Annotated in this window: 19 protein-coding genes; 4 read left to right on the top strand and 15 right to left on the bottom strand. The window is 65.2% G+C overall.

Annotation, left to right across the window (positions count from 1 at the left end):
- Positions 1–43 precede the first annotated feature (43 nt).
- Positions 44–1,384, bottom strand: a complete 1,341-nt coding sequence (locus tag NHH88_31095; protein ID USX14036.1) for a GH1 family beta-glucosidase — start codon at positions 1,382–1,384, stop codon at positions 44–46.
- Between the two features lie 305 nt (positions 1,385–1,689).
- On the opposite strand from NHH88_31095, the gene trmB reads away from it, so the two are divergent.
- Positions 1,690–2,370 (top strand): tRNA (guanosine(46)-N7)-methyltransferase TrmB, encoded by a 681-nt coding sequence (trmB, locus tag NHH88_31090; protein USX17487.1) that lies wholly within the window; start codon positions 1,690–1,692, stop codon positions 2,368–2,370.
- Here the strand turns inward: trmB and NHH88_31085 are convergent, their stop codons facing one another.
- Genes NHH88_31085 through NHH88_31070 form a run of 4 tightly spaced genes read right to left on the bottom strand, consistent with a single transcriptional unit; the run spans position 2,371 to position 6,035 of the window.
- Complete coding sequence (locus tag NHH88_31085; protein ID USX14035.1) at positions 2,371–2,781, bottom strand: hypothetical protein; 411 nt, start codon at positions 2,779–2,781, stop codon at positions 2,371–2,373.
- Complete coding sequence (locus NHH88_31080) at positions 2,781–3,290, bottom strand: hypothetical protein (GenBank protein USX14034.1); 510 nt, start codon at positions 3,288–3,290, stop codon at positions 2,781–2,783. Before NHH88_31080 ends, NHH88_31085 begins: the two co-directional genes overlap by 1 nt.
- A gap of 39 nt (positions 3,291–3,329) precedes the next feature.
- Positions 3,330–5,126, bottom strand: a complete 1,797-nt coding sequence (locus tag NHH88_31075) for an amidohydrolase (GenBank protein ID USX14033.1) — start codon at positions 5,124–5,126, stop codon at positions 3,330–3,332.
- Positions 5,127–5,138: 12 nt separating this feature from the next.
- On the bottom strand, positions 5,139–6,035 hold the full coding sequence (locus tag NHH88_31070; protein ID USX14032.1) for an EamA family transporter: 897 nt from the start codon (positions 6,033–6,035) through the stop codon (positions 5,139–5,141).
- Between the two features lie 104 nt (positions 6,036–6,139).
- On the opposite strand from NHH88_31070, the gene NHH88_31065 reads away from it, so the two are divergent.
- A complete protein-coding gene (locus tag NHH88_31065) occupies positions 6,140–7,054 on the top strand; it encodes an AraC family transcriptional regulator (protein ID USX14031.1) in 915 nt (304 codons plus the stop codon).
- An 84-nt stretch (positions 7,055–7,138) separates the two neighbouring features.
- On the opposite strand, the gene NHH88_31060 is transcribed toward NHH88_31065, so the two are convergent.
- From NHH88_31060 to NHH88_31040, 5 genes are all read right to left on the bottom strand, one after another.
- On the bottom strand, positions 7,139–7,660 hold the full coding sequence (locus NHH88_31060) for a DUF1993 domain-containing protein (GenBank protein USX14030.1): 522 nt from the start codon (positions 7,658–7,660) through the stop codon (positions 7,139–7,141).
- A 2-nt stretch (positions 7,661–7,662) separates the two neighbouring features.
- Positions 7,663–9,486: a DNA helicase RecQ gene (gene recQ / locus NHH88_31055; protein ID USX14029.1), complete on the bottom strand. Its 1,824-nt coding sequence runs from the start codon at positions 9,484–9,486 to the stop codon at positions 7,663–7,665.
- Between the two features lie 25 nt (positions 9,487–9,511).
- Complete coding sequence (locus tag NHH88_31050) at positions 9,512–10,351, bottom strand: undecaprenyl-diphosphate phosphatase (protein USX14028.1); 840 nt, start codon at positions 10,349–10,351, stop codon at positions 9,512–9,514.
- Between the two features lie 287 nt (positions 10,352–10,638).
- Positions 10,639–11,382 carry a transporter substrate-binding domain-containing protein gene (locus tag NHH88_31045; GenBank protein ID USX14027.1) on the bottom strand — a complete coding sequence of 248 codons (744 nt, stop codon included), beginning with the start codon at positions 11,380–11,382 and terminating at the stop codon, positions 10,639–10,641.
- A gap of 54 nt (positions 11,383–11,436) precedes the next feature.
- A complete protein-coding gene (locus NHH88_31040; protein USX14026.1) occupies positions 11,437–12,333 on the bottom strand; it encodes a LysR substrate-binding domain-containing protein in 897 nt (298 codons plus the stop codon).
- 157 nt (positions 12,334–12,490) lie between these two features.
- On the opposite strand from NHH88_31040, the gene NHH88_31035 reads away from it, so the two are divergent.
- Positions 12,491–12,649 carry a hypothetical protein gene (locus NHH88_31035; protein ID USX14025.1) on the top strand — a complete coding sequence of 53 codons (159 nt, stop codon included), beginning with the start codon at positions 12,491–12,493 and terminating at the stop codon, positions 12,647–12,649.
- Here NHH88_31035 and NHH88_31030 read toward each other — a convergent pair.
- The 5 genes from NHH88_31030 to NHH88_31010 all read right to left on the bottom strand — a co-directional run bounded on the left by NHH88_31030 (position 12,646) and on the right by NHH88_31010 (position 18,250).
- Positions 12,646–15,045 carry an EAL domain-containing protein gene (locus NHH88_31030; protein ID USX14024.1) on the bottom strand — a complete coding sequence of 800 codons (2,400 nt, stop codon included), beginning with the start codon at positions 15,043–15,045 and terminating at the stop codon, positions 12,646–12,648. The genes NHH88_31035 and NHH88_31030 overlap by 4 nt on opposite strands.
- A gap of 110 nt (positions 15,046–15,155) precedes the next feature.
- The gene (locus NHH88_31025; GenBank protein USX14023.1) at positions 15,156–15,437 is read right to left on the bottom strand and encodes a YkgJ family cysteine cluster protein; all 282 of its coding nucleotides are present in this window, start codon (positions 15,435–15,437) and stop codon (positions 15,156–15,158) included.
- Between the two features lie 12 nt (positions 15,438–15,449).
- Positions 15,450–16,235 (bottom strand): alpha/beta hydrolase, encoded by a 786-nt coding sequence (locus NHH88_31020; GenBank protein ID USX14022.1) that lies wholly within the window; start codon positions 16,233–16,235, stop codon positions 15,450–15,452.
- Complete coding sequence (locus NHH88_31015) at positions 16,232–17,248, bottom strand: zinc carboxypeptidase (GenBank protein ID USX14021.1); 1,017 nt, start codon at positions 17,246–17,248, stop codon at positions 16,232–16,234. The genes NHH88_31020 and NHH88_31015 overlap by 4 nt, the downstream gene beginning before the upstream one ends.
- Positions 17,249–17,326: 78 nt before the next feature.
- Positions 17,327–18,250, bottom strand: coding sequence for a LysR family transcriptional regulator (locus NHH88_31010; GenBank protein USX14020.1), 924 nt, complete (start codon positions 18,248–18,250; stop codon positions 17,327–17,329).
- An 89-nt stretch (positions 18,251–18,339) separates the two neighbouring features.
- On the opposite strand from NHH88_31010, the gene NHH88_31005 reads away from it, so the two are divergent.
- A complete protein-coding gene (locus NHH88_31005; protein ID USX14019.1) occupies positions 18,340–18,780 on the top strand; it encodes an ester cyclase in 441 nt (146 codons plus the stop codon).
- Positions 18,781–18,809 lie beyond the last annotated feature (29 nt).

Raw genomic sequence — 18,809 nt, 5'->3', positions numbered from 1 at the left:
CACATGGCCGATTACGGCGTTCCGCCTAATCCGCCCTACGTGATCAGGCGGCGTGGGCGGCCTGCGGTGCGCGCTGCTGCACCAGGTAATCGCGGTACCACAGGGCGCTGTGCTTCAAGGTGCGCTTCTGCGTCGCGTAGTCGACATGGACGATGCCGAAACGCTTGGCGTAGCCCGAGTTCCATTCGAAGTTATCCAGCAAACTCCAAAGGAAGTAGCCTTGCACGTTCACGCCTTGCAGGCGGGCGTCGTTGAGCGCCTTCAGGTGGCGTTGCACGAAGTCGATGCGCGCTTCGTCCGGCACTTCGCCGTCAACGACGGTGTCCGGATTGGCCATGCCGTTCTCGGTGATGTAGATCGGCGGCAGTTCGTATTCGTCGTGGAGCTTGAGCAGCAGCTCGGTCAGGCCGTCCGGGTAGATCTCCCAGCCCATGTCGGTCTTGCCCAGTTTCGCTTCCGGCTGGCGCGGCGGCACTTCGGCGCTGCAGTAGGAGCGGAAGTAGTAGTTCACGCCCAGGAAGTCGATGCGGTGCTGGATGTCCTTGAAGTCGTTCTCGTGGATATCCGGGCCGTTGGCGCCGTAGGTGTCGAGCGCCAGCTGCGGGTATTTGCCCTTGAAGATAGGATCCATGAACCACTGCACCGAGCGGGCGTATTCGAATTCCGCCATCGCGATGTCGGCCGCGCTGTCGGTGGCCGGGTCGGCGGTCCACTGATTCAGGACGATGCCCAGCTTGGCCGAGCTGCCGACCGCGCGCATCGCCTGCATCGCCAGTCCGTGCGACAGCAGCAGGTGGTGCGAGACCTGCACCGATTTTTTCAGGTCGGTCACGCCGGGCGCGAACTGCGAATTCCCGTAGCCCAGGTTGGCCGTGCACCATGGCTCGTTGTGCGTCGCAATCGTTTTCAGACGATTGCCGAAACGGCGCGCCACTTCGGCCGCGTAGTCGGCGAAGCGATAAGCGGTGTCGCGATTGAGCCAGCCGCCTTCGTCTTCCAGGCCTTGCGGCAGGTCCCAGTGGTACAAGGTCACGTGGGCGTCGATGCCCTTGCTTTCCAGTTCGGTCAGCAGACGGTCGTAGAAGGCGAAGCCGGCCTCGTTCCAGGCGCCTTTGCCGGTTGGCTGCACGCGCGACCACGCCATCGAGAAGCGGTAGGCGTCCACGCCCAGGCTGGCCATGATGGCCACGTCTTCCGGGTAGCGGTTGTAGTGGTCGCAGGCGACGTCGCCGTTGGTGCCGTCGATGATCTTGCCGGGGGTGTGACTGAAAGTATCCCAGATCGACGGACCTTTGCCGTCGGCGGTCGCGCCGCCTTCAATCTGGAATGCGCTGGTGGCGATGCCCCAGGTAAACGAGGGTGGGAATTGCGTGAAATCGGTCATTTTTGTCGTTCTAGCAGGTTGGATACGGGGCGGGGAGGGCATTTTGACGTTTGAAAACGATTTCACGCCTCTTTTCACGATTAGACCTCAACTCCCTGTGAGTGTCAATCATTTGCTGACGGCCCCCGGGCGTTTAACCCGCCACCGTCAGAGGGGTCGTACCCGTCGGGTACGACCCCGCGACTGATCGACCTGCGGGGTTACGTTCTGGGCGCACTGATATAATGCTGCCTCATTATTTATCAGCTTATCCACCAGCTTCCATCATGTCTTCCGAAACCCCTAAAGACGGCCCGGCGCGGCCGATGCTCTACGACCCAACCGAACACCGCATCCGCAGCTTCGTGACCCGCGCCGGCCGCTTGTCGACCGCGCAGGCGCGCGCGCTGGAGGAGCAGGGGCCGAAGTTCATGATCGGTTACACCAAGGCGCCGCTCGACTACGAGCAGGTGTTCGGCCGCAAGGCGCCGGTGGTGCTGGAAATCGGCTTTGGCATGGGCGGCACGACCGCGCACATCGCCGCCGCGATGCCGGAGAAGGACTTCATCGGCGTCGAAGTGCATACGCCCGGCGTGGGCAGCCTGCTCAAGCTGATCGACGAACAGGGACTGACCAATCTGAAGGCCATCCAGCACGACGCGGTCGAGGTGCTGAACCAGATGATCCCGGACGGCTCGCTGCACGGCGTGCATATCTTCTTCCCGGACCCGTGGCACAAGGCGCGCCACAACAAGCGCCGCCTGATCCAGGCGCCGTTCGTCAAGCTGCTGGTGCAAAAGCTGGCCGTGGGCGGCTACCTGCACTGCGCGACCGACTGGGAAGACTACGCCGTGCAGATGCTGGAAGTGCTGGGCGCCGAAGAGGGCCTGCAAAACACCGCCGACGCCTACGCGGCGCAGCCGGCCTACCGTCCGCTGACCAAGTTTGAAAACCGTGGCCTGAAACTGGGCCACGGCGTGTGGGACCTGGTCTTCACCAAGAAGTAGTTATTTCGCCTGCGCGGCCAGCGCCGCGTTGAAGCGCTTGATCACATCGTCCGGCACCATCTTGCTGCACCAGAGACGGCGTTCGTACTCGCCCCGCGAGATCACGTCGGAGAATTTTCCCTTGTTGTCGCGCCCAGGCATATCGACCCAGCTCATCATGCAAGCCGGCTCGCGGTTCTCCTTGAGCAGCACGAGCTGGCGCTTGGCCGGCGTGCGGCGGATTTCGTAGGCGATGCCGGCGGCGGTTAGAGCCTCGGTCACCGGCTTGGCCGCGTCGCCGGCCAACTGGCCTTGCTGGTTGGTGTAGTGGATCCCCGCCCGTTCGCTGTAGTGCACGATCAAGGTCTGGCCGGCGGCCGCGCCGGCCGCCATCGCGAATGTTATTGACATCAGTGCGGCCAGTGACTTCATCACGCCTCCAGCGTCTCCATATCCAGCACCACGACATACGACAGGCGGCCGTTTTTCCAAACGCCGCCGCCACGCACCTGCGCGTCGCAGGTGGTGATCCGGTCGGCGACTTCCTCTCGTTTCAGGTTGGCGCGGAACGCCAGCGAGGCTTTCTGCGACAGGTAGCCGGCCATGCGGCCGTTAAGGAAGACGGCGACGGCGGCGCTTTCATACGGATTGGCGTCGTCGGGCACCAGCGTGGCCAGATACGGCACCCTGGCCTGGTGGTCGCCATGGTCGCCGGCCAGTTCCTTCAGCGTGTGCTGATAGCGCGACTCGTTGACCACTTCGACCAGGAAGCGGCCGTCGTCGGACCAGTGCAGCGCCGCCGGCGCGTCCGGCAGTTTCGGCTCGTACGGCGTCGCCGGACGCGGTGGCAGCACCGTCGGCTTGGCGGGATTGGTCTTGATGATCGCATAGACCACCAGCGCGGTGGCGATGATGATCAACAGGGAGATGGCGAGTTGCATGGCGGGTCTGTTCAAGTGCTGGCGTGTGAGGCCGACATCTTAACGCATGCCCTTGGCCTGATACACAATTTTGCCGCCCACGACGGTCTGCAGCACCTTGGTGTTGGCGATGTCCTGCGCCGGGATCGTGAAGAAATTCCGGTCCAGGACGATCATGTCGGCAAGCTTGCCCACTTCCAGGGAGCCGGTCAGCGCCTCCTGCCGCAGCGTGTACGCCGCGTTCATGGTGATGGCGCGCAGCGCGGCGGCGCGCGGGAGGCCTGGTTGCTTGCCAAGCCGGCCTGCGTATTCCTTGCCGGCGTCCGGGGCGGCGGTGCGGGTCACGCCCACCTTGAGCGCGAACCATTCGTCCAGCGGATCGACCGGCCAGTCGCTGCCATAGGCGATGCGGGCGCCGGCGTCGAGCAGCAGCGCCTGCGGCTGGACGGTGGCGTAGCGCGCCGGCCCCATATAGTCCTTTAATGCGCCGACGGTGTCGGGCGCCGGCTTGGCCCACTGGAACGACAGCACCGGCGTTACATCGAGCTTGGCGAAGCGCGGATAGTCGGCCGGGTCGACGATTTCGTCGTGCGCCAGCGCCGGGCGCACGTCCTTGCCGGCCGGCGTGGTGCGCAGGTATTCGATCGCGTCCAGCGTCTCGCGCACGGCGCGGTCGCCATCGACGTGGATGTGCGGATCGATGCGGGCGTTGGCCAGTTCGGTCAGCGTGGTCCTCAGCGCCTCCTGGGTGAAGTAGCTGGCCGGCCCGTTGCTGGCGCCGGGTTGCCAGTCCGGCTTGTCGGCCGTGCCTTTGTTGACCAGATAAGGCTCCAGCATGGCGCCGGTGAAGGCGGGCGCCGAGATCACGCCGTCCATGAACAGTTTGGCGTGGCGCACCTGCATTGACGGCGCGACCGTGGTCGGCCCCTGGTCGAACTGCTTCTGCTGCTTGAGCAGGTCGGCGACGGCGCTTTGCGGCGTCGCGCCCTTGTCCAGATCGACCAGCACCGCGAAATGGGCGCGCGCGGTCAGCTTGCCCTGTTTGTGCAGGTCGGTGAACGCGGTCATCGTCTCCGGATCGGTGTAGGCGTCGAGGAAGGAGGTGATGCCTTGCTTGCGCATCGCCGCCAGCGCGGCGGTGGAGGCGGCCAGGTTCTCGGCCACCGTCAGCGGCGGTAGAAGGTTCATCGCCATGTCCTGGGCGGCGTCCTCCAGCAGGCCGGTGGCGTTGCCACTGGCATCGCGGGTGATTTTTCCGCCCGCCGGGTCTTTGGTGTCGCGCGTGATGCCGGCCAGTTTGATCGCCTTGGAGTTCAGCTGCACCGAGTGGCCGAAGGAAGACCGGACGAGGACGGGGCGGTCGGTTTTCAGCGCGTCCAGCGTGGCGGCGGTGGTTTCCACGCCTTCCGGCAGCATCCCTTGCTGGAACCAGTTGACCACCACCAGCCAGCGGTCGGGTCCGGAGGGTTTTCCGCTGCGCTTGTCCTTGTCGATGCAGGCCTGGATGCGCGACTGGAACTGGGCGACGGTCAGTGCCTGGTAATCGAGGCTGCAATTGAGCAGGCGGCTGCCGCCCGATTGCGGATGCATATGGCCGTCGACCAGGCCGGGCATCAGCATGCGGCCTTTCAGGTCGACGACCTTGGTCGCTTTGCCGGTCAGCGGCAGGACGCCGGCGTTGTCGCCGACGTAGACGATGCGGCCGGCGCGCACGGCCAGCGCTTCATGCACGCTGTCCTTGGCGTCGACGGTATAAACATAGCCGTTGCGGTAAATGGTATCGGCGGCTGGTTCGACGGCGTACGCTGAAAAAGCGGCCAGTATTGTCAGTCCTGCGAAATAAGCCCTGCTGGTCATGCATCCCCCGGGTTATGCGGCCTCCATCAGTTTGGTGCGCGGCGCCAGCGGCAGAAACGCCAGCAGGTTCCCCGCCAACACCAGCGCCAGCCCGCTCAAGGCCAGCGGCGTCCAGTGGTAGCCCTCGTAAATGGTCGAAATGGTCAGTGCCACGATGGGGAATAATACCGTGGAATATGCCGCGCGGTCCGGTCCAATACGGCCGACCAGCAGTAAATACGCGGTAAAGCCGATCACCGAGCCGGGAATGGCGAGATACAGCAGCGCGCCCAGATAGCGCGGCGACGGATCGAGCGCGAACGGCATGCCCATCGCCAGCGCCGCAACGCCCAGGGTGGTCGAGCCGATCAGCATGGCCCAGGTGTTGGTCAGCGCGGGCGTCAGGCCCAGCGACTGCATGCGGCTCGACAGCAGGTTCCCGCACGAGAAGCACAAGGTGCCGGCCAGGGTCAGCGCGAGGCCGAACAGCACCTTGCTGTCGTTCCAGTGGCCGGCCATCTGCGGCGCGAACAGCAGCACGATGCCGCACAGGCCGAGCAGGGCGCCCATCATCACCTGGCGGCGGATCGGCCGTCCGAGGAAGATGCGGCCGTTGATGGCGTTCCACAGCGGCGCGGTGGAGAAGACCACTGCTTCCAGCCCGCTGGTGACCCATTGGCTGGCGTAGTAGAAGCACAGGAAGTTCAGGCAAAACAGCGCGATGCCTTGCGCGAACAGATAGGGCCAGGCCTGGCGCGGCGGCCACCAGGGTTTGCGGGTGATCAGCAGGAAGGCCATCAGCACGGCGGCCGCCAGCCAGAATCGATAGGCGATCGATACCGGCGCCGGCACCACGCCCAATTGGAAGGTGATGGCGATCCAGGTGGTCCCCCAGATCAGGACAGTCAGAAGGTAAAGGAAGATATTCATGTCGTCAGCATGCCGGAGCGGCGCCGCCGGCGGCTTGTCTGAAATTGCGCATTTCGCGGCGGGGCCGAGGCGGTGGGAGCCGCCCGTGCTAGACTTTACCCATCATGCCAGCACGTTCCTCTCCCAATTCGCTATCGCCCGCGCCCGACGGGCTGATTTCGCACGCCGTGTTCCGGACGATGTCGGAGACGGACGCGCAGCTGGAGCGTTTCGCCTGGCTTGGGGATGATTTGGCGGTCGCCATCTGGCGGCGCGACACCGAGATCGCCGAGACCAGCTACAACAAGCCGGGACACCATACGCTGTCGTACTACATGGGCGGCGGTTATCGTACGGAGCGCGGGGAGCTGCCGGGACTTTACGGCGCGCCGGAGCGGCTTTGCACGCTGCCGGACTGGCACGAGTCGAGCTGGATGGTGCGCGGGCCGCTGCGGTTCTTGCACGTCTATTTTTTGCCCGAGCATTTCACGCGGCGCGCGGTGGTGGAGCTGGACCGCGAGCCGCGCGAACTGACCCTGGCCGACCGCACCTATTTCGAGCATGAGCGCATCGGCGCGTTGTGCGCGGGGCTGGCGGAAATGTCGTGGGAGGGGCCGGACGCGCAGCTGCGCGCCAACGAGGTGACGCACGAGACCTTGAGCCATCTGCTGCTGTCGCAATCGATGCCGGCGCCTGCGCAGCGGGTGCGTGGCGGGCTGGCGCCGGTGGTGCGCCGCCGTTTGGCCGACTATATCGAGGCCAATCTGGCGCTGCAAATTTCGTTGGGGACGTTGGCGCAGCTGGCGTGCTTGTCGGAGTATCACCTGGCGCGCATGTTCAGGATTTCGTTCGGCATGCCGCCGTCGGCTTGGGTGGCGCAGCGGCGCATCGAGCACGCGCGGCGGTTGTTGAAGACCACCAGCCAGCCCTTGCAGCAGATCGCCGATGCGTGCGGGTATGCGGATTTAAGCCATTTCAGTCACCGCTTCCGCGACAGCGTGGGCGCGCCGCCGAGCCGATACCGGAGTGTCGTGGCGTAGGCCGTACAACCCGTTAAACTTTCGCCTCGACGCTAGCGCCGCCTCTTAGGGGTCGTACCCCGTACGGGGTACGACCCCGCATGGCTATGCGGGTTTTTCCCACGAAAATCCGGGTGCGTAGATGTGATACCCATCGAAATCGCCCTTGCCGATCGCCACCCCACGGCTGCGCGCGATCGCGTACACCATGCTCAGGTGGAAATAGAAATTCGGCAGGATATACAAATTCAGGTATTCGTCGGCCGGCAGCGCCAGGTCGGCGAACCCCGCGCGGTCGTTGCAGATACGGTCGGCCGGTCCATTGAATTGCGACGGCGGGATGTCGGCGATAAAGCGCATCGTCTCGACCACCTGCCACTGCAACCCGGCGAACGAGATTTCGTCGCCATTGAAGCTGACCACCGGCACCCCGGCCAACGGACAGCAGCCGCGCAGCGCGAAGTTGGCGGTGGCCCTCACATGCTGCGCGAACGGCAGCATGTCCTCGTGCAGTCGCGCCGCCAGCAAACCATCGCCAACGCCGGCTTCACCCTCGGCCGCCTCGATCTTGCCCAACATCCCGCACAACTGCGCGAGCGAACGATGAAAAACCGCCGACGGGTGCATGCTTACTCCATTTCGCTGATCATGGCGACGATCTCGTCGCCGTAGGAGGCCAGTTTCTTTTCGCCGACGCCGGAGATGCCGCGCAGGTCCGACAGGGTGGTGGGACGCGCCTTGGCGATCTCGCGCAACGTCGCGTCGTTGAAGATGATGTACGCCGCCACGTCGTGCGCGCGCGCCGTCTCCACCCGCCACCAGCGCAGCTTGTCGAAGATGGCCTGCTCGCCGGTCGACAGGTCGCTCTCCACATACCCCTTGGAGGCGCGGCTGGCGCTTTTCTGCTTGACCGGTTTCTGGTACTGCCGCAGCTGCACCTTCTGTCCGCCCTTGAGCACCGGACGCGCGGCGTCGGTCAGCTTGAGCGAGCTGTATGACTCGTGGTCGACCGTCACCAGTCCCAGCGCGATGGCCTGGCGCAGGATCGCGCGCCATTCCTGCTCGCTGCGGTCGGCGCCGATGCCGAACACCGACAGCGAATCGTGGTGCCAGGTCTTGATGCGTTCCGTCTCGACACCGCGCAGCACTTCGATCACGTGGCCGGCGGCGAAGCGCTGGTCGACGCGGTACACGGCCGACAGCAGCTTTTGCACCGGCACCGTGCCGTCGAAGGACACCGGCGGAATCAGGCAGGTATCGCAGTTGCCGCACGGGCCGGAGCGCTCGCCGAAGTAGTCGAGCAGGCGCACGCGCCGGCAGCTCAGGGTTTCGCACAGCCCCAGCATCGCGTCGAGCTTGTTGCCCAGCACGCGCTTGAAGGTTTCGTCGGCTTCCGATTCGTCGATCATGCGCCGCTGCAGCACCACGTCCTGCAAGCCGTAGGCCATCCAGGCATTGGCTGGGGCGCCGTCGCGGCCGGCGCGGCCGGTCTCCTGGTAGTAGCCTTCGATGCTTTTCGGCAGATCCAGGTGGCAGACGAAACGCACGTCCGGCTTGTCGATGCCCATGCCGAAGGCGATCGTGGCGCACATGACGATGTTTTCCTCGCGCAGGAACTTGGCCTGGTTGGCCGCGCGCTTGGCGTGGTCCATGCCGGCGTGGTAGGCCATCGCGCGCACGCCGTTTTCGTTGAGGAATTCGGCGGTTTCCTCGACCTTCTTGCGCGACAGGCAGTAGACGATGCCGCAATCGCCGCCATGCTCGGTGGTGATGAAGTCGAGCAATTGCTTGCGGCCGTTGGCCTTTTCAACGATCTGGTAACGGATGTTGGGGCGGTCGAACGACGACACGAACTGCATCGCGTCGCCCAGTTGCAGGCGGTGGACGATTTCGGCGCGGGTTTGCGGGTCGGCGGTGGCGGTCAGCGCGATGCGCGGCACGTTGGGGAATTGCTCGTGCAGCACCGACAGCTTGATGTACTCCGGCCGGAAATCGTGGCCCCACTGCGAGACGCAATGCGCCTCGTCGATGGCGAACAGCGCGATCTTCGAGGCCTGGAACAGGTTGAGGCAGCGGTCCGTCATCAGCCGCTCGGGGGCGACATAGACCAGGTCGATCTCGCCGGTGCGCACCAGGCGCTCGATGCGCTGGGCTTCCTCGTAGGTCTGGGTGGAGTTCAGGAAGGCGGCGCGTACGCCGACCTCGGCCAGCGCGTCGACCTGGTCCTGCATCAGCGCGATCAGCGGCGAGATGACCACGCCGACGCCGTCGCGCACCAGCGCCGGAATTTGATAGCACAGCGACTTGCCGCCGCCGGTGGGCATCAGCACCAGCGCGTCGCCGCCGCCGCTGACGTGGCCGACAATCTCGGCCTGCTGGCCGCGGAACGCCGGATAGCCGAACACGGTTTGCAGCAGGTCGAGGGCGCGTTCGTTATTTTCCTGGTGATTCATGATGCCACTGCAACTACTCAAAAAGTTAGTCCTTCCAGACGATCACGCCAGTGTAACCTGTGATGAGCACCAGCAGGCCAAAAGCGATGCGATACCACGCAAATATCGTGAAAGTATGGGTGGCGATATAGCGCAGCAGCCAGCGCACGCAGAAGAAAGCGGAAATAAAGGCTGCGACGGTGCCAAGGGTAAACATCGGCAGGTCCGACACCGACAGCAGCGCGCGCGCCTTGTACAGCGAATAGGCGGAGGCGATCAGCAGGGTCGGAATGCCGAGCAGGAAGGAAAACTCGGTGGCCACCTGGCGCGACAGGCCGAACATCATGCCGCCGATGATGGTCGAGCCGGAGCGGCTGGTGCCCGGAATCAGCGCGAACGCTTGGGCGATGCCCATTTTCAAGGCGTCGAGCGGCGTCATGTCCTCGACCGAGCGCACGCGCACGCTGACCGGGTTGGCCGCCGCGTGGCGCTCGACGAGCAGGATGATGATGCCGCCGACGATCAGCGCGATGGCCACCGGCACCGGCTTGAACAGGTAGGTCTTGAGCAGGTTGCCGAAGATCAGGCCCAGCACGGCCAGCGGCAGGAAGGCGATGCCGATGTTGAGGACGAAGCGTTGCTGGGCGCGGTCGGAGGTCACGCCGGCGAAGGCCTTGGCGATGCGGGCGCGGTACTCCCAGCAGACGGCGAAGATGGCGCCGGCCTGGATCACGATTTCAAAGACGTTCATTTGTTCTTCCATGCCCTGAAAGCCCAGCAGGTGCTCGGTGAGGATCAGGTGACCGGTGGAGGAGATCGGCAGGAATTCCGTGAAACCTTCGACCAGGCCCATGATGATGGCTTTTAGTGCGAGAACAATATCCATGTAATTAAGTAGTTACGCGAGGGAGTTTGAGGGAAAGACGCGATGTTTGTGCCGCCGGGGTCGAAGCTTACCATGTTCGGCGTTGTCTTTTCGTAATCTAACTCAACCGTAATACGAAATTGTGCGGTGCGACATAAAAAGTCGCAACCCGGCGCCCCCGAGGGCGGAGCGCGCACCAGTGGTGAGGGGGCGTACCCCTTGGGGTACGACCCCGCCTGGCTTTGCGGGTTGAAAGCCCGCCGCCGCGCGTCGCGCGGGGCGGTGTCGCAGTGCGGTAAAAATGGCGGTCAGCGCAGCCGCAGCAACCGCGTCATTTCGCCGTTTTTCTCCAGCGCGTCGAGGGCGGCGCTGACCTGTTCCACGGTGACGTGGCCCTTGCGCGAAACGGCGCAACCGCTCTTGACCTCGCTGACGACCAGCAGGTTGTAGCCGGCCGCCAGCTCGCCGTGGGGGAATTGCTTCTCGATCGACTGGCCCGTGGTCAGGAAATAGTCGAAGCGCCCGGCCTGCCACTTGCGCACCGTCAGGTTGAGCGATGGAGCGTCGTCGCGCACGAAGTCGGCGCCGAGCTTTTGTTCGATGTCCGGGTAGTGGAAGCCGAGCACGGTGCCGACGGTTTTGCCGCGCACGGCCTCGATCGACGCCGGCGCCGGCACCCGTTTCGAGGCGATCAGTACCTCGGAGGTGGGGATGAAAGTGCGGCTCCAGTTGAAGTCGCCCTTGAACCAGGCGGGCAGATAGCCGCAGACGATGTCGCCGTCACCCGATTCGAGCGCGCTCGTCATGCGTTTGCGTGGCAGGCCGAGGAACTGCACCTTCATGCCCAGCTGCTTGCCCAGCGCGTTGCCCAAGGCCTCCTGGAAGCCGCCCTTGCGCGGACCCGACTGGGCGGGTGCGTCTTCGATCTTTTGCACGAAGCGCAGCGTGCGTTGGGCCGGCTCCGCCGTCGCCGCCGCTGTGGTCATTGATGGCTGCGCCGCCAGCAGCGCGCCGGCGAGGAGGGGGAGTAGTGCACGGAGTGATGCGGTCATGCGGCGCCCGGGGGATATTGACTGCGCAAAAGGTAGCCCATTCCCCGCGCGGCGTCAATCGAATGACCGTTCGACCTCGGCGATCTCGGCGCGCAGCCAGGCGCTGAAGTGGGCAACTTTGCTCATCCCGCGCTTGCCGGGGTTGACCAGCAGCCGGTAGCCGCGCCCGTAGGTGGCGGTGAAGCCGGGGATCATCTTCAGCGCGCCGCTGCGGATGTCTTCATAGGCGATGGTGTAATGGGTCAGGCCGACGCCGTGGCCGGCCAGCGCCGCCTGCACCAGCACCGCCGCGTTGGTGTAGGAGCGCGAAAAGTCGTGCTTTCCCTTGAGCAAGCCGTGATCGCGCAGCAACCTGATCCAATTTTCGGTGGAGTCCTCGTATAGCAGCGGAAAGCGCCGCAGGTCGGCCGGGGTCAGCGCCGTCTCGCCTTGTGCCAGCAAGGACGGGCTGTAGACCGCCACCAGCCGCACGTGGAACAGAAAGTCGGGATCGTCGTTGTCGACCTCCGTGATGCGCAGCGCGACGTCGGTGTTGTCGTCGTTCATATCGACCAGCCGGTCGGTCGAGTCGATGCGGATATCGAGCTCCGGATACAGCTTGGTGAAGCGGTCGATGCGCTGCACCAGCCATTTGATCGCCAGCGAATGGGTGGTCGAGATGCGCAGGATTTTCTCCTCGTCGTCGCCCCGCAGCGCCTCGACCTTGGCGCGCAGCTCGCCCAGCACGCGGCGCACCGTCACGGCCAGCTCCTGCCCCTTTTCCGTCAGCGTGATGTGGCGCGGGTGGCGGATGAACAGCTCGAAGCCGAGCGCGGCCTCGAGCTGCTTGACCTGCAGGCTGATCGCCGCCGGCGTCTTGTGCAGTTCCTGTGCGGCCAGCTTGAAACTGCCCCAGCGGGCCGCGCAGTCGAAGTCGACGAGGCCGGACAGGGAGCGCAACGGTTTGTTCATGGCATCCTGAGGCTAAATTTTTCTTATGCATCAATCGAAAATAACTCGTTTGATCGCGCGTGCATGCGGGATGAAAATATACCCCATACGCCGCTGAAACTCCATGAGTAAGATTTTATCGATGGGAGAGGCGTCAATGAACCAGCCAGGAGGCATCATGTCCCATTCCACTCCGTCGTCCAATGTCCCCCGTAACGGTGTGGCCGCATGCCCGCAAACGCCGTCCGTGGCGCCCGCGTCCAAGTCCCGGGCGAAATTCTACGCGCGCGTGTATGCGCAGCTGATGCAATTGTTGTCGCAGATGGCGGTGCGCTAGGTGCGCCGGGAATGCGGCACCAGTAGCGGTTTGAGGGCGCTGGCCGCCAGCGGGTGGCTGATAAAGCTGCCCTGCAGTTCGTCGCAGCCGTTCTCACGCAGGAACGCCGCTTGCAGTTCCGTCTCCACGCCCGTGCCGACCACCTCTATTTTCAGATCGTGGCCGACGTCGATCAGTATGGTCGCCAGCGTGCCATGGTCGCCGTCCTGGGAAATCCCGCTGACCGCCGTCTTGTTTAGTTTCAGGTGAGACGCCCCCAGCGCGGGCAGGTTGCTCAAGCTGGTAAAACCATTGCCGAACTCGTCGATGGACAGTTTAATGCCGGCGTCATGCATTTGCCGTGTTACATCGCGGCTCAGTTGCAGGTTACGCACCAAATTCTTTTCGTTGATTTCCAGTGCCAGGCTGTCGGCCGGCAAACCGGCGTCCATCAAGCGCCGATGGATGTCGGCGATAAAGTTCGGCTGGCTGATTTCGCGGTAGCCGACATTGATGGAGGCCGCCAGATCGACGAAGCCCTCGTCGCGCATGTCGCGCAGGAACTGCACCGCGAGATCGAGCACGCGTGCGCCGATCGCCCGCACCATGCCGTTCTCCTCGGCCTCGGCCATGAACGAAATCGGCGTCAACACCCCCAGTTCGGGGTGGCGCCAGCGCAGCAGCGCCTCGACGCTGCCGTAGCGATCGGTCCGCGTGCACAGGCGCGGCTGGAACAGCAAAAAGAACTCGTCCTTGTCGAGTGCCGCGCGCATGTCCGCTTCCATCTTGTGTTTGGCGTCCGAGGACGACTTCATGTCCGCCGAATAAAAGTGCACATCGCTTTTGCCGGCCGATTTGGCGTGGTACATGGCGATGTCGGCCGCCTTGACCAGGTCGACCGGGGAATCGCCGTCGTGCGGATAGATGCTCACGCCGATGGCCGCGCCGATGGCGATCTCGGTGCTGTCGAAGGCGACCGGCACCGCCAGCGCCTCGCGCAGCCGGTCGATCATGCGCAAGGTGTAGCGCAGCGACGGCTGGTTGGCCAGCACCAGCACGAATTCGTCGCCGCTGAGCCGGGCGACGGTGTCGCTGTCGCGCACCGACGCCAGCATGCGCCTGGCGACTGCGGTCAGCACCACGTCGCCGGCCTCGTGGCCGAAGGTGTCGTTGATCAGCTTGAACTTGTTCAGGTCGATCAGCATCGTCGCCACCAGCGTTTTGTTGCGCTGGGCGACATGCAGCGCCTGCTCAAGCCGGTCCCACAGCAGGTTGCGGTTGGCCAGCCCGGTCAGGGGATCGTGGTTGACCCGGTGTTCCAGGTGCGAGGTGCGCTGCTTGACGGCGGTGACGTCGTTGATGACCCCGATGTAGTGCGTGACAATGCCGTTGTCGTCGTGCACCGGCGTGATGGTCAGCTCGTTCCAGAACAGCTCGCCGTCCTTGCGCAGGTTGCGGAAAATCACGTTGGCCTCGCGCCGCTCGCAGATGGCCTCGCGCAGCTGCATGCGGGCGTCCTGGTCCAGTCCGGGCGCCGCCATGAAGCGCGAATCGCGGCCCATGACTTCCTGCGCGCTGTAGCCGGTGATGCGTTCGAAAGCCGGGTTGACGTAGACGATCGGATTGTCCTTGCCGGCGCAGCGGCTGATGATGATGCCGTTGCTGGCCGCGTGCAGCGCGCGCTCGCGCAGGCGCAGCAGGATTTCCTGTTCGTGGCGGCGGGTCATGTCCAGCCCGATGCCGCAGACGTAATGCTCGTCCTCGCAACGGATGCGCGTGCCGGACATCAGGAAGGTGCTGGCCTTGCCGCTGCGGCTGACGAAGCTGGCCTCGATCAGCGCCTCCTGGTTCTGGTCGATCACCGCGCGCAGATTTTCCTCGACCCGGGCGCGGTCCTCCTTGTTGAACAGCTGTGACACCTTGAGTCGTTCGAGCTGGCGCGACGTCATTTCGGTCATGCGTTCCAGGTTGCTGTTCCACAGCACGAAGCGGCCTTCGCGGTCGATCACATAAAAGGTTCCCGGAAACAGTTTGATGATGGCGCTGAGCGGCAGCGCGCCGATCATGTCGGCCCTGCGCCGGCCGCCTGGCTGCGCGGCGGCGATATCGATGGCGCAGCCGGCCAGTTGGCCGTCCGGCGCGTACTGCGGCCACAGCCGCATGTGGGCGCGGCGCGGGCGCGCGTCGTCGGCGGCGACGTCGACGGTCCGGCTGCCGCCCTCCGACAGCAGCGCGGCGGCGTCGCGCTTCCAGTCTTCGCGCGCCTCCGGCGCCAGCACGTCGGCGATGTTTTTTGATTGGCCGTCCGGCCATCCGAACGCGGCGGCGCTTTCGCGGTCCCAGGTCAGGATGTCGCCGTTCGGGTCGACGAATAAGACGGTACGGGCATCGTTGCGGTGTTCGTGTTTTTTGTCCATGTGGTCCGCCGCTCGCATGTAAGTGTGCCTGCTCTCGCGGCAAGGCACCCATGGTTGGACAGCGGGTTTGGCACTACGTTCCTTGGTAACGGATGTTTCGCCAAGGGGCGTCAGTTGGCCGGCGCGGTGGCGCGCTCCAGTTCGTCCAGCCACAGCATCGCTTGCTCGCGGCTGGCGCCGCACATTTCCGCGGACGGCTGCAAACCGCCGCAGCAGGCCGGGCGCTCCGGCCTGCCGAAGATGCCGCAGCGGTTGTCGTCCTGGAGCTGGATGCAGCGCACGCCGGCCGGCTTGCCGTTGGGCATACCGGGGATGGCGCTGGAGATGGAGGGGGCGGTACAGCAGGCGCCACAGTTCGGGCGGCATGCCATCGCCGGTGTGGTCGAGGTCATAGGGCCGGTATTTTACCCGGCTTTGCCGGCGGCCAGCCATTTTCCGACCTGGCCGGCGACCCAGGCGCCGTCGTCCAGGGGCAGGTCGTGGCCGGCGTCGGGATGCTCGCGGTGCTCGGCTTGCCAAGCCTCGGCCAGCCGGCGCGAGCAGCGCGGATCGACCAGCTGGTCGCCGGCGCTGCTCAACACCAGCAGCGGCACGGCGGGACGCGCCGCCGGGGCGCGGAAGCGCGCGGCCGACCACAGCTGGCGCAGCGCGTTGGCGCGCGTGACGGGAAACTCGCGCTGGTAACCCAGCCAGCGGTTCAGCAGGCCGGCGCGTTCGGCGGCGTCGCCGTGGCGGCTGGTCAGGCGCAGGATCAGCCGTTCCTGCTGGTCGACGCCGCCATCGAGCAACTGCCTGACGATGGCGCCATAGTTTTGCCAGCGCAGCCGCTCGTGGAAGCGGCTGTGGGGACGCATGCTGGTGTTGATCAGCACGCAGCGGGTCAACTCGCCCGGATGGCGGCTGGCCCATTCCACCGCCACCATGCCGCCCAGCGACAGCGCCAGCAGCGAATAGGGCGGGCGCGCGCCGCGCGCCAGCAGATCCTGGCGGCAGAACGCGACCATGTCCGCCACCGTCGTCGGGCTGCGCAGCGCATGCCGCTGGCCGTTGCCGGGCAGGTCGGGCGTGACGACTTCGGCGCCGACCACCGTCTCGGCCAACTGGTTGGGAAAGCGACCCCAGTGGCGCTGCTCGCGCATCAGGCCGCGCAACAGCACCCAGGTGCCGGCGTCCTCGGCCACGATGCTCATGTGTGATACCACTGCGACAGCGCGCGCCGGTGCTGCACCTTGCGCGCCAGGCCCTCCGGCATCCAGCGCCCATGGCTGTTGGCGGCCCGCATCAGGAAGTCGAACCAGATCAGGTGGCGCCGCAGCACCCGCTGCAAGCGGTGCGCCGCCGTCGGATTGAAGAAGGCGACGCGGTCGAAGATCTGGCGCGGATTTTTCTTCACCCACAGCCACGAGCCCATCTCCAGGGTCAGCGGCAGGAAGGCGCGGTCGCTGCCGGTGGTGCCGTTCAGGTACAGGTAGTCCCACAGGTCGCCATGGGTGCGGTACTGGCGGCTTTGCGGCTCGAACACGTAGTTATGATTGGGATAGCTCTGGGTGAACAACTGCTCGAGCGCGCCGATGTCGGCCAGGTGCGGAATCGGCGTGGCCGTGTGGGCGTGGGGAAACCAGATGCGGTCGCGCAGGCCGAAGCCGGAGTGGCAGTCGAGCGCCATGCTGAACTGGCGCGTCAGCAGTTCGCGCGCGACCAGGTCGCAGACGGCTTGGCTTTCCGGCTCCATCGGCGCGCCGGCCACGCCGCGATACCACGGCAAATGGTGGCTGTAGCGCTGGCCGCCCAGCATGAACGGGACTTTTTCCACCGCGCTCAGCGGCGCGTTGCGCATCAGGTCGACGCCCTGCGGATTGCAGCGCGTGGCCTGCCACATGCCGCCGGGATTGACCAAGGGCATGAACACCAGCCGCATCGATTCAAGTTGCTGGTGCAGGGTGCTGTCCCAGCGCAGCCGCGCCAGCAGGCTCTCCAGGAAGGACAGGATGACTTGCGTGCCGATGCGCTCCAGACCGTGGATGCCGCCGAAAAAACCCAGCGCCGGCACGTCCGGGCTCGGATTGCCGAGGGCGATCGTGTAGACGGGGAACTGGCGGCCGTCCATGGCCACCGTACAAGGGGTGCTCACTTCCAGATGGCGTCCACCTTCGTCGATCAGACGTTTCAGGGTGATCAGTTCGGGCAGGTTCTTCTCGGGCATGGGCGGACGCAGCTGGGAATATGCCAGCTAGTGTAGCCGAAGTGCCCAGCTTCGCCGTGCCCGCACGGAACGATATTTTCAGTTGCGTAATGGCCCGCACACCAGCGCGATCTGCTCGCGCAGCCAGCGCTGGGCCGGATGGGCGTCGTTGCGGCGGTGCCAGTGCAGCACGAACGGCACCGGCGCCAAGTCCAGCTCGGCCGGCAGCGGCAGCACGGCCAGCGCGCCGCGCAGGCCGCTGGCCCGCACCGCGCCTTCCATCATCGTGGCCAGCACGTCGCTGGCGGCGACGATCGCCGGCGCGGCGTACATCTGCGGCAGGGCGATGGCGACGTCGCGCTTGCGGCCCAGCTGCGCCAGCTTCACGTCCACGTGGCCGACGCCGTCGCCCTCCGGCGACACCAGTAAATGCTGGTGCGCCAGGAAGGCGTCGAGCGTGACGGTCTTGTTGTTCGCCAGCGGATGGTCTTTGCGCGCCACACAGACGAAGCGCTCCTCGAACAGGGGCGCGGTCGGAATGCGCGGCGTGCTGCCGCCCGGCACACCGATGGCGGCGTCGACTTCGCCGGCGTCGAGCAGCGCCAGCGCGTCCTCGCGCGCGGTGAAGGCGCGCACCCGCAGCGTGACACCCGGCGCCACCCGCGCCAGCCGCTGGAGCAGCGGCGGCAGCACGACAAAGGCCGGGTGGTCCGACAGCCCCAAGGTTGGTCGCAAGGTCGATTTCATGGGGTCGAAGGCCTGGGTGAAGTCCAGGGTGCGCTGGATGCTGGCCAGCGCCTCGCCCAGCGGCAAGGCCAGTTCCAGCGCGCGCGGCGTCGGCTGCAGACCGGCCGCGCTGCGCACGAACAGTTCGTCCTTCAGCAGCAGCCGCAGGCGGGCCAGCGCCGCGCTCATTGCCGGCTGCGTGCGGCCGATGCGCACGCCCGCGCGCGTCACGTTGCGCTCGCACATCAGGGCGTCGAAGGCGACGAGGAGGTTGAGGTCGATTCCATGTAAATCCATAGCATGGATATTACTGCATATCCATTATCGATTGGAGTTGTGCGCGCGTCGCCGCTAAAGTGAACGCATCAACCACTCGAAAGCACACCATGACCATCCAGGACAACGGCCTGACCACGGCCCAGCAGCAAGCCATCGAAAACCTTTACTGCGCCTTTAACGACAAGCAGCCCGACCGGCTCGACCTGGCATTGGCGGTCGATTGGGAGGATATTCCGCTCGGTCCGAACCAGCAGCCCGGCCTGGCGGGCATGAAACCGGTGATCGGGCTGTTCACCACCGCCTTCCCGGACGTGAAGATCACGATCCTCGATATTTTCGGTCGCGACGGCCGCGCCGCCGTGCGCGCGCGCATCACCGGCACCCATCTCGGCGAGTTCCTCGGCATCGCGCCGACCGGCAAGCCGATCGACATCGCCATCCACGAGTTCCACCATCTGTCGGCCGACCGCATCACCCGCACCTGGCACCTGGAAGACTGGTTCGGCATGCTCAATCAAGTGGGGGCGTGGCCGCAGAAGGCGGTCTGACCACTTGAAATTGTGGTCTGATAGGTAAA

Source organism: Oxalobacteraceae bacterium OTU3CAMAD1 (assembly GCA_024123915.1).
Classification (GTDB): domain Bacteria; phylum Pseudomonadota; class Gammaproteobacteria; order Burkholderiales; family Burkholderiaceae_D; genus Rugamonas.
Note: the sequence above shows the minus strand (reverse complement) of the source record. Positions and strands in the feature narration are given on the sequence as shown.

What these genes read in the sequence shown, in the direction of transcription:
- NHH88_31025 (USX14023.1), bottom strand. Translation starts at nt 15,437, where the DNA reads ATGACCTCGACCACACCGGCGATGGCATGCCGCCCGAACTGTGGCGCC.
- NHH88_31045 (USX14027.1), bottom strand. Translation starts at nt 11,382, where the DNA reads ATGACCGCATCACTCCGTGCACTACTCCCCCTCCTCGCCGGCGCGCTG.
- NHH88_31035 (USX14025.1), top strand. Translation starts at nt 12,491, where the DNA reads ATGTCCCATTCCACTCCGTCGTCCAATGTCCCCCGTAACGGTGTGGCC.
- NHH88_31020 (USX14022.1), bottom strand. Translation starts at nt 16,235, where the DNA reads ATGAGCATCGTGGCCGAGGACGCCGGCACCTGGGTGCTGTTGCGCGGC.
- NHH88_31015 (USX14021.1), bottom strand. Translation starts at nt 17,248, where the DNA reads ATGCCCGAGAAGAACCTGCCCGAACTGATCACCCTGAAACGTCTGATC.
- NHH88_31005 (USX14019.1), top strand. Translation starts at nt 18,340, where the DNA reads ATGACCATCCAGGACAACGGCCTGACCACGGCCCAGCAGCAAGCCATC.
- NHH88_31080 (USX14034.1), bottom strand. Translation starts at nt 3,290, where the DNA reads ATGCAACTCGCCATCTCCCTGTTGATCATCATCGCCACCGCGCTGGTG.
- recQ (USX14029.1), bottom strand. Translation starts at nt 9,486, where the DNA reads ATGAATCACCAGGAAAATAACGAACGCGCCCTCGACCTGCTGCAAACC.
- NHH88_31040 (USX14026.1), bottom strand. Translation starts at nt 12,333, where the DNA reads ATGAACAAACCGTTGCGCTCCCTGTCCGGCCTCGTCGACTTCGACTGC.
- trmB (USX17487.1), top strand. Translation starts at nt 1,690, where the DNA reads ATGCTCTACGACCCAACCGAACACCGCATCCGCAGCTTCGTGACCCGC.
- NHH88_31050 (USX14028.1), bottom strand. Translation starts at nt 10,351, where the DNA reads ATGGATATTGTTCTCGCACTAAAAGCCATCATCATGGGCCTGGTCGAA.
- NHH88_31030 (USX14024.1), bottom strand. Translation starts at nt 15,045, where the DNA reads ATGGACAAAAAACACGAACACCGCAACGATGCCCGTACCGTCTTATTC.
- NHH88_31085 (USX14035.1), bottom strand. Translation starts at nt 2,781, where the DNA reads ATGAAGTCACTGGCCGCACTGATGTCAATAACATTCGCGATGGCGGCC.
- NHH88_31065 (USX14031.1), top strand. Translation starts at nt 6,140, where the DNA reads ATGCCAGCACGTTCCTCTCCCAATTCGCTATCGCCCGCGCCCGACGGG.
- NHH88_31075 (USX14033.1), bottom strand. Translation starts at nt 5,126, where the DNA reads ATGACCAGCAGGGCTTATTTCGCAGGACTGACAATACTGGCCGCTTTT.
- NHH88_31010 (USX14020.1), bottom strand. Translation starts at nt 18,250, where the DNA reads ATGGATTTACATGGAATCGACCTCAACCTCCTCGTCGCCTTCGACGCC.
- NHH88_31070 (USX14032.1), bottom strand. Translation starts at nt 6,035, where the DNA reads ATGAATATCTTCCTTTACCTTCTGACTGTCCTGATCTGGGGGACCACC.
- NHH88_31060 (USX14030.1), bottom strand. Translation starts at nt 7,660, where the DNA reads ATGCACCCGTCGGCGGTTTTTCATCGTTCGCTCGCGCAGTTGTGCGGG.
- NHH88_31095 (USX14036.1), bottom strand. Translation starts at nt 1,384, where the DNA reads ATGACCGATTTCACGCAATTCCCACCCTCGTTTACCTGGGGCATCGCC.